At 71.7% G+C, this 13,904-nt stretch carries 11 protein-coding genes; 7 read left to right on the forward strand and 4 right to left on the reverse strand.

What is annotated here, in order from left to right:
* Window positions 1–73: 73 nt before the first annotated feature.
* Entirely contained in the window at window positions 74–238 is a 165-nt protein-coding gene (locus HEB94_RS49525) for a hypothetical protein (protein WP_202896568.1), read from the reverse strand.
* Between HEB94_RS49525 and HEB94_RS26815 the strand changes: the two genes are divergently transcribed.
* The 6 genes from HEB94_RS26815 to HEB94_RS26840 all read left to right on the forward strand — a co-directional run bounded on the left by HEB94_RS26815 (window position 215) and on the right by HEB94_RS26840 (window position 7,510).
* A complete protein-coding gene (locus HEB94_RS26815; protein WP_202896569.1) occupies window positions 215–2,461 on the forward strand; it encodes a HelD family protein in 2,247 nt (748 codons plus the stop codon). The two genes, HEB94_RS49525 and HEB94_RS26815, sit on opposite strands and share 24 nt — an antisense overlap.
* A 197-nt stretch (window positions 2,462–2,658) precedes the next feature.
* A complete protein-coding gene (locus HEB94_RS26820; protein ID WP_192752466.1) occupies window positions 2,659–3,576 on the forward strand; it encodes a Gfo/Idh/MocA family protein in 918 nt (305 codons plus the stop codon).
* A gap of 36 nt (window positions 3,577–3,612) precedes the next feature.
* On the forward strand, window positions 3,613–4,746 hold the full coding sequence (locus HEB94_RS26825; protein ID WP_238361630.1) for a Gfo/Idh/MocA family protein: 1,134 nt from the start codon (window positions 3,613–3,615) through the stop codon (window positions 4,744–4,746).
* Window positions 4,743–5,762 carry a Gfo/Idh/MocA family protein gene (locus HEB94_RS26830; RefSeq protein WP_192752468.1) on the forward strand — a complete coding sequence of 340 codons (1,020 nt, stop codon included), beginning with the start codon at window positions 4,743–4,745 and terminating at the stop codon, window positions 5,760–5,762. The genes HEB94_RS26825 and HEB94_RS26830 overlap by 4 nt, the downstream gene beginning before the upstream one ends.
* A gap of 93 nt (window positions 5,763–5,855) precedes the next feature.
* The gene (locus tag HEB94_RS26835; protein ID WP_192752469.1) at window positions 5,856–6,641 is read left to right on the forward strand and encodes a TrmH family RNA methyltransferase; all 786 of its coding nucleotides are present in this window, start codon (window positions 5,856–5,858) and stop codon (window positions 6,639–6,641) included.
* Between the two features lie 86 nt (window positions 6,642–6,727).
* Window positions 6,728–7,510 (forward strand): methyltransferase domain-containing protein, encoded by a 783-nt coding sequence (locus HEB94_RS26840; RefSeq protein WP_192752470.1) that lies wholly within the window; start codon window positions 6,728–6,730, stop codon window positions 7,508–7,510.
* Window positions 7,511–7,542: 32 nt separating this feature from the next.
* Here HEB94_RS26840 and HEB94_RS26845 read toward each other — a convergent pair whose 3' ends face one another.
* Window positions 7,543–9,456 carry an ABC transporter ATP-binding protein gene (locus HEB94_RS26845; RefSeq protein ID WP_192752471.1) on the reverse strand — a complete coding sequence of 638 codons (1,914 nt, stop codon included), beginning with the start codon at window positions 9,454–9,456 and terminating at the stop codon, window positions 7,543–7,545.
* Window positions 9,457–9,595: 139 nt separating this feature from the next.
* Here HEB94_RS26845 and HEB94_RS26850 point away from each other — a divergent pair, with 139 nt between their 5' ends.
* On the forward strand, window positions 9,596–10,036 hold the full coding sequence (locus tag HEB94_RS26850) for a MarR family transcriptional regulator (protein WP_192752472.1): 441 nt from the start codon (window positions 9,596–9,598) through the stop codon (window positions 10,034–10,036).
* 28 nt (window positions 10,037–10,064) lie between these two features.
* On the opposite strand, the gene HEB94_RS26855 is transcribed toward HEB94_RS26850, so the two are convergent.
* Both HEB94_RS26855 and HEB94_RS26860 read right to left on the reverse strand, forming a co-directional pair.
* Window positions 10,065–11,027: an SWIM zinc finger family protein gene (locus HEB94_RS26855; protein WP_192752473.1), complete on the reverse strand. Its 963-nt coding sequence runs from the start codon at window positions 11,025–11,027 to the stop codon at window positions 10,065–10,067.
* Window positions 11,024–13,897, reverse strand: coding sequence for an SNF2-related protein (locus HEB94_RS26860; RefSeq protein ID WP_192752474.1), 2,874 nt, complete (start codon window positions 13,895–13,897; stop codon window positions 11,024–11,026). The genes HEB94_RS26855 and HEB94_RS26860 overlap by 4 nt, the downstream gene beginning before the upstream one ends.
* Window positions 13,898–13,904 lie beyond the last annotated feature (7 nt).

A 13,904-nucleotide genomic window follows, 5' to 3' on the forward strand; every position in this document is an offset into this window, starting at 1 on the left:
AATTCGGCAGGGGGAAATGACCGAAGAACTCGAAGCGAACTGCGGACAGCATAACTCCAGTTCCCCGCTCGCGTCAAATCCGTTGGCAGATGAGATCGCGCACGAACAAGGCTATGTCGCGATGCTGTACAGCCGGCTCGACGCACTTCGCGAACGCGCGGCGGGCCATCTCGACGTCGCGCACCGAGGCCCGCACGCCGGACACGATCAGGCAATGACCGAGCGCCAGTCCTTTCACGAGCTCTACACCAAACGTCTTTCCCAACTCCGTGCTGTCGAGCGCGGTCTGTGTTTCGGCCGGCTGGATTACGACGACGAAACCCGCTTCTACATCGGCCGGCTCGGTATGTTCGACGACGACTACGAGCCGCTGCTGATCGACTGGCGGGCGCCCGTGGCGCAGGCCTTCTACGGCGCCACCCCGGCACGCCGGCTCGACATCCGGCGGCGACGTCACCTGCGCACCAGGGGCCGCACCGTCATCGGCATCGACGACGACGTTCTCGATCTCGACGGGCTGGACGAGAAGGAGCGTCGCGGGCTTTCCGGCGAGGCTGCCCTGCTCGCCTCGCTCACCTCCGGACGCACCGGGCGGATGAGCGAGATCGTGGCTACCATCCAGGCCGAGCAGGACCGGGTGATCCGGTCCGACCTCGCCGGGATCCTCGTCGTCGACGGTGGACCGGGTACGGGAAAGACGGTCGTCGCGCTGCACCGGGCGGCGTACCTGCTCTACACCTATCGCCAACGGCTCGCCCGAAGCGGCGTCCTCATCATCGGGCCGAACGCCACGTTCACCCGCTACATCGACCAGGTCCTGCCCTCCCTCGGTGAGACCGACGTCGTCCTCGCGACGATCGGCGAGCTGTACCCCGGTGTCGTCGCGACGAGCACGGACTCCCCGCTCGCGGCGCGGGTGAAGGGTGATCCGCGGATGGCCGACATGGTGGCCGCCGCGGTGGTCCAGCGCCAGCGGGTACCCGACGACGTGCTGGAGATCGTCGTCGACACCGACGTCTACCGACTCGACCGGGCGACGTGCCTGCGTGCTCGTGAGCGTGCGCGTACCCGGGCCCGACGAGCCGGTGAGCTGGCCAACCGTGCCCGCCGCCACTTCGTCAGGGACGTTCTCAGCGCCCTGACGCGCCAGGCGGTGGACCGGCTCGGACGTGACCTGCTGGAGGAGGCGGACGTCGAGGACATCCGGCGGGAGCTGGCCTCCGCGCCGCAGGTGCGCGCCGCGATCGACGGGTTGTGGCCGGAGCTGACGCCGACCTCCTTCCTGGCCGACCTCTACAGCTCGCCGGACCTTCTCGCCGCGGCCGCCCCTGACCTCGGTGAGGCCGAACGCGCCGCACTGCTGCGCCCGGGCCCACCGTCGGCGCAGCGGTGGACGCCGTCCGACGTGCCACTCCTCGACGAGGCCGCCGAGCTCCTCGGCGAGACCGACCTCGCGGTCTTCGCCGCGTCCGCCGCGGCGACCCGCGATGCCGCCGAGCTTGCCGAGGAGACGGCCTACGCCAGGGCCGGGGTCGAGCTTCAGCAGGTCTACGAACAGCTCGACATCGTGGGGAACGAGATCGACCCGGTAGCGGCCGGTGTGGCAGCGCGCTACCGCGACTCCGGCGCCGCCGGCCCGCTCTCCGACGGGATGCTCGACGACCGCGGCTGGGTCTACGGCCACGTCATCGTCGACGAGGCCCAGGAGCTGTCGGCGATGGCCTGGCGGATGCTGATGCGGCGCTGCCCGGCCCGGTCGATGACCGTGGTCGGGGACATCGCCCAGGCGAGCGCCCCCGGTGCGGCGCGAGACTGGGCCGAGGTGCTCGACCTCCACGCGAAGGGCCGTTGGCGGCGGGAACGGCTGACGGTCAACTACCGCACGCCGGTCGAGATCATGGCGGTCGCGGCCGACGTCCTCGCGGCGATCGATCCCGCCCTCGAGCCGCCGAGCTCGGTCCGGGACGGGGACCGTCCGTGGTGCCGGCAGGTCGAGGCCGAGGAGATGCCGGAGGCACTCCAGCAGGTGGTCGAGTCCGAACTCGCCGATCTCGACGCGACCCCGCAACCAGCCGACGACGCGGCGAGCGGGCAGGAGGGCGAGGCCTCCGGCGCGACCGGCGAGCCGCGGGGCCCCGCCGGCCGGCTCGCGCTGATCGTTCCGGACGATCGCCTCGTCGAACTCGTGGAGGTGGTCCGATCGGCGCATCCGGAGGCCGCGGTGGGAGGAAGCCCCGCGGTTCTGGACGCCCGGGTCGCCGTGCTGACGGTGACACAGGCGAAGGGCCTGGAGTTCGACGCCGTGGTGGTGATCGATCCGGCGGCCATCCTCGCGGGCTCGGCACGTGGGGCAGGGGACCTCTACGTCGCGTTGACTCGGGCGACCCGCCGGCTGGGCGTCCTCGCGGCGGGGCCACTGCCGGAGGTCCTCGCGCGGTTGCGGGTGGACGCGAAGGTGTGAGGAGGACGGAGCGGAACCAAATGGCGTTGACAAGGCCATGGTCCACCCCTACGGTCAAAGGCCGCACCGGCCCGGTCGCGTCCCGTCCCTGTGTGGGTTCGCCTCCCGTGGCGGAGACGCCCATGGCCGGGCGCGGATGCCCATCGTCGATGCCCGCAAGGTGGCGTTGACACACGGCCGTCGGAGGGTGCCAGCGGATGACCGGACCAACGTCTGCGACCGGAACTGACCACGGCGACGTTCGGATCGGCCTGCTGGGTGTCAACACCTCCCATGCCGGTGCCTACGCACGGATCCTGAACGAACGCGAAGGCGTTCCCGGCGCGCGGATCCGTTGGGTCTGGGGCGGCCAGGTGCGCGCGGACCAGCCGGACGCGCGCACCCTGGCCGCGACGTACGACATCGACCACGTGGTCGGTGAGCCGACGCAGCTGATCGGGCAGACCGACCTCGTCCTCGTCGTCGACGACGCCGGGCACGGCCAGCAGCACGTGCCCCAGGCCCGGCCGTTCGTGGCCGCCGGAATCCCCGCCTTCCTAGACAAGCCGATGTCCACCAACCTCGCCGAGGCGGCGATGCTGTTCCGGCTCGCGGCGGAGCGCGGCGTGCCGGTGACGAGTGCCTCGGCGCTGCGCTTCGCCGCTGAACTGGCGCGGGAGAGCGAACGGATCGCCGGGCTCGGCGAGATCTCCTCGGCGGTCAGCGTCGGGCCGGGGGAGTGGTTCCACTACGGCGTCCACGCCGTCGAGCAGTTGTACGCCGTCGTGGGTCCGGGCGTGGAGTGGGTACAGCGGGCAAGCTGGCCCGATCGCGACGTGGCGGTCCTGGGCTACGTCGACGGTCGGCCGAGCGCCGTCGTCCAGACGCTGCGCGACGCGGCGTGCGGGTTCCATCTCACGCTGTATGCCAAGAACGGCCGGCACAGCGTGGCGATCGACGACTTCGACGCGTTCTACACCGCGCAGTTGCGGGCCGTCGTCGACATGGTGCGCACCGGGGTTCCGCCCGTCCCGGCGGCCGAGACCCTCGAGCTGCTCGCCGTGCTGCGGGCGGGCGAGCTGTCGGCGAAGGCCGGCGGCGAGCGCGTTTACCTGAGCGACGTACGACCTCGGTAGGGTCGCCCCGCGTCCGCCCTGCGGGCCTCGGCGAGTATGGTCCGCCGATCGAACCGGTTGTCCGCTGACTGGACAGGTCTTCCTTTCGGCGGCAGCGGGCCCCAAAGATATGGTCTGCACCAGATTGCCGAGCGAAGGGTTGTGCATCAGGTGAAGGTCTCCAAAGTTGGCGTCGTCGGTCTAGGTGGGATCGGACGGGTGCACATCGCCGGCTGGCAGCGGTTGGGCGTCGAGATCCACGGCTACGACGAGCTGCCCGAATCCAGAGCCGCCGCGCACGACATCGGCCTCACCGTGCACGACGACCTGGGTTCGTTGATCCAGGCCGTCGACGTGGTGGACGTCTGCACGCCGACCGACACCCACGCTCCGTTGGCACTCGCCGGCCTGCGCGCCGGCCGCCCGGTCATCTGCGAGAAACCGCTCGCCCGGACGCTGGAGGAGGCCGACGAACTGCTCGCGGCAGCGGCCGAGGCGGGTGTGCCGTTGCACACCGCCCAGGTGGTGCGCTTCTTCCCCGAGTACGCCGCGGCCCGGGCAGCCGTCGCGGCGGGCCGGATCGGCCAGCCCGCCGTGCTCCGCCTGACGCGCGAGGGCGACATGCCCAACCCGCACGGGTGGTACCACGACATCGAGCGCTCCGCCGGGATCATCGGGGACGTCATGGTCCACGACATCGACTTCGCCCGCTGGATCGCCGGTGACGTCGTACGGGTCTTCGCCCGGTTGATGCGTCCCGCCGGTCCGCAGAACGGCCCCACCCACGCCTACGCCATCCTCACCCACGTCGGCGGCACGATCACCCACCTCACCGCGTCGTGGGCGCGACTCGGTGGCCCGTTCCGCACCAGCTTCGAGCTGGCCGGGAGCGAGGGACTGCTCGACTACGCGACGGACCAGCGTCCGGCACTGCGTACCGCTCCGGCTCCGCTCGTGGCGGCGGCGGGTTCGACGTTCGGTGAGCCGTTCACGATCGAACTGGCCGAGTTCAAGGCCGCGATCGAAGGTGGTCCACCGGCCCGGGTGAGCGCGCGGGATGGCCGGGAAGCGCTGGCGATCGCCCTGGCCGCGCTCGAGTCGGCACAGACCGGCCGGGCGATCGACCTGCCCGTGAGTTCGACGCCGTACGTAGGAAGCGCACCAGTAGCCGCGGAGGTGGCGTCGGCATGAGCAGCACAACTCCTGTCAAGATCGGAATCCTGTCCTTCGCCCACCTGCACGGAGCGGGATACGCCGCCGCGCTGGTCGGCCGCGACGACGTCGAGCTTCGCGCCGCGGACGAGAACGCCGAGCGCGGCAAGGCGATCGCCGACCGGCTCGGCATCCCGTTCACGTCCTCCTACGACGACCTGCTCGCGTGGCAGCCCGACGGCGTGATCGTCTGCTCGGAGAACGCCGGTCACCGGGTCCTGGTCGAGAAGGCCGCCGCGGCTGGTGCGCACGTGCTCTGCGAGAAGCCGTTGGCCACCTCGCTGGCCGACGGCCGCGCGATGATCGAGGCCTGCGAGGCCGCCGGCGTCAACCTGATGACGGCGTTCCCGGTGCGGTTCGCGACGCCGATCGCGGGCCTGGAGCAGCTCGTCCGCAAGGGAACTCTCGGCCGCGTCCACGCGGTCGCGGGAACCAACCCCGGCACCATGCCGGGCGGCTGGTTCGTCGACCCGCAGCTCGCGGGCGGCGGCGCGGTCATGGACCACACGGTGCACGTCGCCGACCTGCTGCGCTGGATCCTCGACAGCGAGGCGGTCGAGGTCTACGCCCAGACCAACAGCATCCTCTACCCGGACCTCCCGGTGGAGACGGCCGGCACGATCGCGGTCACCTTCGCCAACGGCACCGTCGCGACGATCGACTGCAGCTGGAGCAAGCCGAAGTCCTACCCGACCTGGGGTGGAGTGACCCTCGAGTTCGTCGGTGAGGACGGGGTCGCCTCGGCGGACGCGTTCGGGCAGACCATCAACTCCTACTACGACGGTCCCGGTCGCGCCGGCGGGCAGGACGTGTCGTGGCCGGCCTGGGGCGCGAACCCCGACGCGGGCCTCCTGGCGGAGTTCGTGGCGGGCATCAGGGAGGGGCGGGCGCCCCATCCCAACGGCTGGGACGGCTACCGCGCCACCGAGATCGCGTTCGCGGCGTATGAGTCCGCGAAGTCCGGGCAGCCGGTGAAGCTGCCGCTCGAGGGCTAGCCCGCGACGAACGAACAGCTCGGCGATCGTGGCCGCCTCGGTACCGAGGCGGCCACGACTGCGTCCGGGAGCGACGGTGGAAGACTGGGCGACGTGCGGGAAGAGACATCGCCCAAGGACCGGTTCGTCACCGTCTACGGCTTCCGGCCGGTGCTGGCCGCGCTCCACGACGACCGGCTCGCCATCGACAAGGTGCTGGTGGCAGAGGGGGTGCGCGGGCCCTCCGTGCGGGACATCGTGACGGCCGCCGACACCCGAGGTGTCCCCGTGCGCCGCGTCGCGCCGCACCGGATCACCCTGCTCTCGGGTAACGGCCGGCACGACAACGGCGTCCTCGCCGACGTGGTGGCCCCCCGGATGCGGACCCTGCAGAGCGCGCTGGACGCCCGCCACCACGAGCGCCCCCGCACCGTCCTCGTCCTCGACGGGATCAGGACACCCGGCAACGTCGGGATGATCCTGCGCAGCGGTACCGCCGCCGGGGTGGACGGGATCGTCGTACCCCATCACGGTGTCGCCGGCATCGACCCGCTGGTGGTGAAGGCGTCCGCGGGCGTGGCCTTCCACGCCCCGGTCCTGCGCGCCGACACGGCGCAGGACGCGGTGGAGCGCCTCGTCGACGCGGGCTACGCGGTCTTCGGCTTGGCCGCGGACGCGGAGGAGTCGATCTTCGAGGTGGACCTGCCGGAGTTCGCCGCGTTCGTTCTCGGCGCGGAGACCGAGGGGGTCGGCGCGCCGGTCCGGCCCTACGTGGGGACGTGGGTACGGATCCCGATGCCCGGCGGCGTGGAGTCGCTGAACGTCGCGAGCGCGGCCGCCGTCGTGTCGTTCGAACTGGTGCGACGCGGGCTGACGGCCGCGGCTCCCGCGCGCGGCTGACGGGCGGCGATCAACCCCCCGACGGGCGGCGATCAACCCCCTGGCGGGTGCGCGGACGCCCGGCCGGCCCGCGCTACTGTGCCGGTGTGGACAACGACTCCGAGCGGCCCTACGACGAGACCGAGCACGCCCGCCGGGCCGGCTCCTTCGGATCGCATGCCGAGGCCTACGCGGAGTACCGCCCGAGCTATCCCGAAACGGCCGTCCGCTGGGCGCTCGAGCCCGTCGCCGGTGAGGACGTCGTACGCGTGCTCGATCTCGCCGCCGGCACCGGCAAGCTGACCGAGGTCGTCGCCAGACTCGACGCCGAGGTCGTGGCGGTGGAGCCGGATCCGGAGATGCTGGCCGAGCTGCGCCGGCGGCTGCCTGACGTACCCACTCACCTGGGCAGCGCTGAGGAGATCCCCGTGCCCGACGGGTCCTTCGACGCCGTGGTGGTGGGACAGGCGTTCCACTGGTTCGACGTCGACCGGGCGCTGCCGGAGATCGCGCGGGTGCTGCGTCCGGGTGGCGTGGTCGCCGCCCTGTGGAACCTCGAGGACGATGCCGTGAGCTGGATCGCCGGTCTCAAGGAGGTCAGCGAGTCGTCCCTGCCGTCCGCGCGGAAGTGGCGGGACCAGCGCGGCTTTCCCGACCACCCGGCGTACTCCGACTCCGAGGTCGCGGAGTTCCAGCACCGGCAGCGGCGTACGACGGACTCCATGGTCGCGCTGGTCGGCACGCACTCCCAGGTGATCGTCAAGGACGAGGTGGACCGGGCCCAGTTGCTCGCCCGGATCCGGGGCTACCTCCGCGCCCGGACCGAGACCGCGTCCGGGGAGTTCGACGTTCCGATGATCACCGGCGTCCTCCGCGCGATCCGCGTCTAGGACACGACCCGCGTCGCGGGACGGAGGCCCCGTCAGCTGATCGCGTCGACGACGTCGTCCTCCTCGCTCCCCTCCTGGGGCGCGAACTGGGTCTGGTAGAGCTCGGCGTAGAGCCCCGCGGCGAGCAGCAGCTTGTCGTGCGTCCCGCGCTCCACCACGCGTCCGTCGTCCAGGACGAGGATCGTGTCGGCGTTGCGGATCGTGGAGAGCCGGTGCGCGATCACCAGCGACGTCCGCCCTTCCAGCGCGGTGGCAAGCGCGGCTTGCACCGCCGCCTCGGACTCGGAGTCCAGGTGGGCGGTGGCCTCGTCGAGGATCACGATCGAGGGCGCCTTGAGCAGCAGCCGGGCGATCGCGAGGCGTTGCCGCTCACCCCCGGACAGCCGGTAGCCGCGGTCGCCCACCACCGTGTCGAGTCCGTCCGGCAGGCTCTGGACGAGTTCGCCGATCTGGGCGGCCTCGAGCGCGTCCCGCAGGTCCTTCTCGGTGGCGTCGGGCCGGGCCAGCAGGAGGTTGGAGCGGATGGAGTCGTGATACATGTGCGAGTCCTGGGTGACGACGCCGATCACCGAACGCAGCGAGCGCTGGGTGACCTCGCGGACGTCCCGGCCACCCACCCGCACGGCGCCGCCGGTCACGTCGTACAACCGGGACACCAGTGAGGCGAGCGTCGTCTTGCCGGCACCGGACGGGCCGACCACCGCGATCAACTGACCCGGTGCGACCTCGAAGCTCACCGAGCGGAGCACGTCCTCGTTGGTCTGGGTCGACAAGGTGGCCACGGACTCCAACGAGGCAAGGCTGACCTCGGCCGCCGACGGGTAACGGAAGCTGACCTCGTCGAACTCCAGCGAGGGTTCGACGTCGGCCGGCAGGTCGACGGCGTCTGGTCGGTCGGCGACCATCGGCGGCAGGTCCAGCACCTCGAGCACCCGCTCGAAGCTCACCAGCGTGGTCATGACGTCGACCTGGACGTTGGACAACGCGGTCAGCGGTCCGTACAGCCGAGCGAGGTAGGCGGTCAGCGCCACCACCGTGCCGATGCCGATCGCGCCGTCGATCGCGAAGATGCCACCCATGCCGTAGACGAGTGCGACCGCCAGTGCCGCGACCAGGGTGAGGGAGACCCGGAAGATCGCGGCGTACATCGCGGTCGTGACGCCGATGTCGCGGACCCGGCCGGCCTTGTCGGCGAAGTCGCGGGAGGAGTCCTGGGGCCGGCCGAAGATCTTGGCGAGCATGGCGCCTGCGACGTTGAAGCGTTCGGTCATCGTCTGCGCCATCGCGGCGTTGAGCCGGTAGCTCTCGGCGGTCACCGCGCGGAGCCGCCCGGCCATGAGGCGTGCCGGGAGCACGAACAACGGAAGCAGGACCAGCGCGAGCAGCGTGATCTGCCAGGACATCACGAACATCGCGATGAGGACGAGTACGACGCTGAGCAGGTTGCTCACGACGTTGGACAGAGTGGAGGTGAACGCCTGTTGCGCGCCGAGCACGTCGCCGTTAAGGCGCTGGATGAGCGCGCCGGTCTGGGTGCGGCTGAAGAACGCGACCGGCATCCCCTGCACGTGGTCGAACACCGCAGTTCGTAGGTCGAAGACCAGGCCCTCACCGATTCGGGAGGAGAACCAGCGCTGGGTGAGCGTGACACCGGCCGAGACCAGGGCGAGCACGGCGACGACGGCGGCGAGTGACACCACGACGTCGGCGCGACCCGGGGTGATGCCACGGTCGATGATCTCGCGATAGACCAGCGGGGTGGCGGCGCCGATCGCGGCGTCGATCGCGACCAGGACGAGGAAGAACGCGAGATAGCGGCGGTAGGGGACCGCGAACGCGAGAATCCGCCGGATGGTCCCAGGGGCCAGTTTGTGTCCCTTGACCGAGTTGTCCTTCATGAGCGATCGCATGGCGGAGCCGCCGCCACCGCCACGGAGCATCGACATGGAGTCCCTTCCTGTGGACGTTGCGGAGGCGACCTCGAGTCTTGGAATACTGAGTCCCAGAATTACTGAGGTTACCTCTCTAAGAGCCTATCTCTCTATGAGCTACCCTCTCAACATCGGCGCGGCGTAGGCTCTTCCCGTGCGTACGTCGGACGACACCCCGGAGCAGGTCGCGGCCTTGCTGGAAGGCATCGTGCGCCGCCAGCGTCGGGTGTCCTGGGAGCAGTTGGGCTCGCTCGGCGTGACCCCCGCGCAGGTGCGGGTGCTGCGGACACTTCGCCGAGCCCACGGGGCGATCCGGATCAGTGATCTCGCCGGCCGGCTCGGCATCGTCCCCCGTTCGGCGACCTCGGTTGTCGACGATCTCGAGGCGGCCGGCCTGGTGGCGCGCACGCCTGACCCCGACGACCGCCGCGCGACCCTGGTCGCGCTGACGAGCGCGGGGGAGAAGACGCTGGCCGCCGTACGCCGCAGCAACCGCGACGCCACGGTCGCCCTCGTCCAACGCCTGGAACTCCGCGAGCGCGAGGAACTGCTGCGGCTGCTGCGTCAGCTCGCCCCCGAGGACGTCTTCGACTGAGGTCAGTTGGCTGGCGCGCCCCGTCGGCCTACGGGGCGTCCGCCGTGTCGGTGCCGGCCGTGCTGTCCGTGCTGTCGGGGGCTGTGCTGGTGGGGGCTGTGCTGGTGGGGTTCGCCACGTCCATGGTGGCCAGACGCCATGCCCGCCGCGCGGCGGCCGTCGCGAGCTCGCTCAGCGCGTCCGGGTCGATCCCCGACTCTGACGGCGGATCGTAGGGCGGGGTCACCGGGCGCCCGGGATGACTCGGCGGCAACGGCGGCACCGGCGGATCAGGCCGTGGCAGTGGTGGCTCGGCGTAGGCGAGTCGGGCGAGGACGGTGGCGGCGTCGGGTGGCGTCGCGGGCAACGCGGATCCCGATTCGTCCGGCGCGGAGGTCGTACGACGGGCACGCAGGGCCTCCAGGACGTCCGTGCGGGAACGGCCACGCAACCGCAGCGCGGTGAACGGATCGGCGTCGAGCAGGTCGGCGACCAGGTAGCAGACCGCGGCGGCATGCTTGCACGGCTCGCCCCAGTCCGGGCAGGAGCAGGCCGGCCGGATCTCGCCCGGGCCGGGCAGGAGTTCGAGTCCAGCGGCGGCGACGTCGCTGACCACCTCCGGTGGAAGCTCGCCGTCCAGCAGCGCGGCGACCCGCCCGATCTGGGCCCCGACCGCGTCGAGCACCCTGGTCCACTCGTCCGGGCTGAAGGTCGGGATCCGCACGGTCACGGTGTAGGGGATCGGTCGGCTGCCCTGGACCGATGCCATCACCAGGCCGGACGCGACCTGGAGCTGCGCGACCGCGCCACGGCGAGCGTAGGAGCGGCCGCGCGACAGGCGTCCGGGGTCGAGGGCGGCGCGGTGTTCGAGCGCGTCGATCCAGGCCCGACCCCACCAGGTCTGGCCGAACGCCCGCCTGCTGCCCGCGCCCTTGGCGGCCGGGAGACGGTGGTGTGCCTCGGACTCCTCGGCCCACCAGGTCCCGGAGCGGGGCGGTTCGGGCGGGCTCATGGTGGGCTCCCCAAGGCGACGAGATCGGCGAGTTCGGCGTCGGACAACTCGCTGATCCAGGCCTCGCCGGAGCCGACCACGGAGTCGGCCAGCTCCCGCTTCGCCTCGATCACCGCGGCGATGCGGTCCTCGAGCGTTCCCTCGGTGACGAGGCGGTGCACCTGGACGGGACGGTCCTGCCCGATGCGGTAGGCCCGGTCGGTGGCCTGGTTCTCGACCGCGGGGTTCCACCAGCGGTCGAAGTGGACGACGTGGGTCGCCTTGGTGAGGGTCAGACCGACGCCTCCGGCTCGCAGCGAGAGAAGGAAGACCGGAGCCGCTCCGGCCTGGAAGTCTGCCACCATCTGCTCGCGTTTGCGTGCACCGATCCCGCCGTGCAGGAAGAGGCTGCGCACGCCACGACGGTCAAGGTGGTCCTGCAGGAGCCGGCACATCTCGACGTACTGGCTGAAGATCAGCACGGACTCGCCCTCGTCGAGGATCACGTCGAGGAGTTCGTCGAGTGCGGCGAGCTTGCCCGAGCGACCCGGCAGCGGACCGGACTCGTGGAGGTAGTGCGCCGGATGGTTGCAGACCTGCTTGAGCGCGGTGAGCAGCGCGAGTACGAGACCTCGGCGGGCCTGCCCGTCGGACTCGCGGATCTCGGCCATGACCTCCTCCACGACCGACTTGTAGAGCGTGGCCTGCTCGGAGGTGAGCGGCACCACGAGATCGCTCTCGGTCTTGGCGGGGAGTTCGGGAGCGATGCCCGGGTCGGACTTACGGCGGCGGAGCAGGAACGGTCGGGTGATGCGGGCGAGCCGGGCGGTGGCGTCCGGGTCGCGATAGCGCTCGATGGGCACCGCCATCCGGTGCCGGAAGCGTTCGAGCGGGCCGAGCAGGCCCGGTGTGGTCCAGTCGAGGATCGACCAGAGCTCGGAGAGTCGGTTCTCGACGGGGGTTCCGGTGAGGGCGATCCGAGACGCCGCCGGGATCGCCCGCAGCGCACGGGCCGTGCGGGCCAGCGGGTTCTTCGCGTGCTGGGCCTCGTCGGCGACGACCAGGCCCCAGCCCCCGTCGGCCAGCTCGGCGTGGTCGCGCCGGACCACGCCGTAGGTCGTGAGGACCACCTCGTCGACGGCGAGGTCGTCCAGGTGACGGGTGCCGCCGTGGTAGCGGCGGACCGGAATCGTCGGCGCGAACCGCGCCAGCTCCCGCTGCCAGGTGCCGAGCAGCGACGTGGGGCAGACCACCAGGGTCGGGCCGAGGGCGAGCGCACGACGGTGCAGATGGACGGCGATCAGCTGGACGGTCTTGCCAAGACCCATGTCGTCGGCGAGGCAGCCACCGAGCCCGAGGCCGGTGAGGTGTGCGAGCCAGGCCAGACCGCGTTGTTGGTAAGGGCGAAGCGTGGCCAGGAGGTCGGGTGGTGTGGCCACGTCGTGGTCGGTGGTCGCGTCGGCCAGCAGCTCCGCGAGCCGCCCGATCTGACCGTCGGCACTGAACTCGACCCGTTCGTCGTCGACCTCCAGCTCGCCACTGAGCGCGGCGGCGAGCGCCTCCGCGGCGCCGAGGCGACGCGGCCCACGGCGGCGCAGCCGGGTGAGCATGTCGCGGTCGACCTTGACCCACCGTCCGCGTAGCCACAGGAAGGGACGCTTGGCCTGCGCGAGGGCGGCGATCTCCTCCTCCGTCAGGTCGTCGCTGTCAAGCGTGGGTTGCCAGCGGAACTCCAGCAGCTCGCGAAGGGAGAACGCCGGCTCGGCGACGCCGGCCGGCGTCGGCGTGGTCGCCCGCGCCTTGAGCGCGAGTCCGGAGCCGAACATCTCCTTCGGCCAGAGCACTTCGGTCCCGGCCGCGTCGAGTGCCTCGGCGCCTCGGGTGAGCAGGTCCTCGAGGTCGTCGTCGCCGATGTCGACTCCGGTTGGCGTCGCGGCCCGCAGGGCGGCGCCCAGTGGCGGCCACGCTCGGGCGCCGCGGCGCAGCGACAGCAGCAGGTCGGTCTCGGCCTGGGAGCCCATCCGGGCGAGGACCGCCGCGGGTGCCGTCCACAGGTCGGCGACGTCGACCACGAGGCTCGGGTCGGTCGTGCTGCGGAGCTGAAGGACGCCCCGGAAGGAATCGCTGGACTCGCCGGTGTCACCGACCTCGGCGGGATCCTCGTCAGCAGCGGCGCCAGGAGGCTCGATGCGAAGGACGAGGCGCGCTCCCGCGTGCTCGCCGCGGTCGGCGTCGGTCAGCCAGTCGGAGGGCTCCTGGACGGGGACGGGCTCGGACGCGGCGAACGCTGCCGCGGTGGCGGCGAGTCGGGCAGTCGCCTCGTCGGTACTCTCCGGACGCGCGAGCGTGTCGGCGATCGCGTCCCAGAACTCCTGGATCAACGCCTGCGCCGTGGGGACGCGGACGGGGCGGCTGCCGGGGAGGGGGAGAGCATGGCCGGACGGCGGCATCGCCGCCACCAGCGAGCGCAGCCAGGCGTGGTCGGACGGGTCCAGCGGGCCGACCCGCCAGGTGCCGTAGCCCTGCTCGCTGCGGGCGGGCCGCAGCCGCCCGCGCGCGACAAGGCCGACGCCGGCGAGTGCGGCGGCGGCCCAGGCGCGGTAGGACGCGCTGGAGGTGGCCGGTGCGGGGGTCCCGCAGAGCAGGGAGAGGGCGTCCTCGACGGTCAGCAGCCGGGCCGGGACCTGGGTGCGCCGGACGCGGGAGCCGGCCGGCAGCACCAGCTCCACCGGCCTGAGGGTGACGCCGTCGTCAGCACCTCCGGCGGCGGCGGGTCGGCGTTCATGCCCACTCGCGTCGCCGCGCTGGACGTCGGAGGGGTCCCAGAGAGCGAGCGTGCCCGCACGCGGAGGGTCCGCGGGGACGAACACCGCCTCCAGTACGCCGGTCACCCGCCCA

Source organism: Actinopolymorpha pittospori (assembly GCF_014873875.1).
Lineage (GTDB): Bacteria > Actinomycetota > Actinomycetes > Propionibacteriales > Actinopolymorphaceae > Actinopolymorpha > Actinopolymorpha pittospori.

Bases quoted from the DNA above. Each gene is read 5' to 3' on its own strand.
- HEB94_RS26825 (WP_238361630.1), top strand. From the start codon at position 3,613: ATGGTCCGCCGATCGAACCGGTTGTCCGCTGACTGGACAGGTCTTCCT.
- HEB94_RS26815 (WP_202896569.1), top strand. From the start codon at position 215: ATGACCGAGCGCCAGTCCTTTCACGAGCTCTACACCAAACGTCTTTCC.
- HEB94_RS26855 (WP_192752473.1), bottom strand. From the start codon at position 11,027: ATGAGCCCGCCCGAACCGCCCCGCTCCGGGACCTGGTGGGCCGAGGAG.
- HEB94_RS26820 (WP_192752466.1), top strand. From the start codon at position 2,659: ATGACCGGACCAACGTCTGCGACCGGAACTGACCACGGCGACGTTCGG.
- HEB94_RS26845 (WP_192752471.1), bottom strand. From the start codon at position 9,456: ATGTCGATGCTCCGTGGCGGTGGCGGCGGCTCCGCCATGCGATCGCTC.
- HEB94_RS26830 (WP_192752468.1), top strand. From the start codon at position 4,743: ATGAGCAGCACAACTCCTGTCAAGATCGGAATCCTGTCCTTCGCCCAC.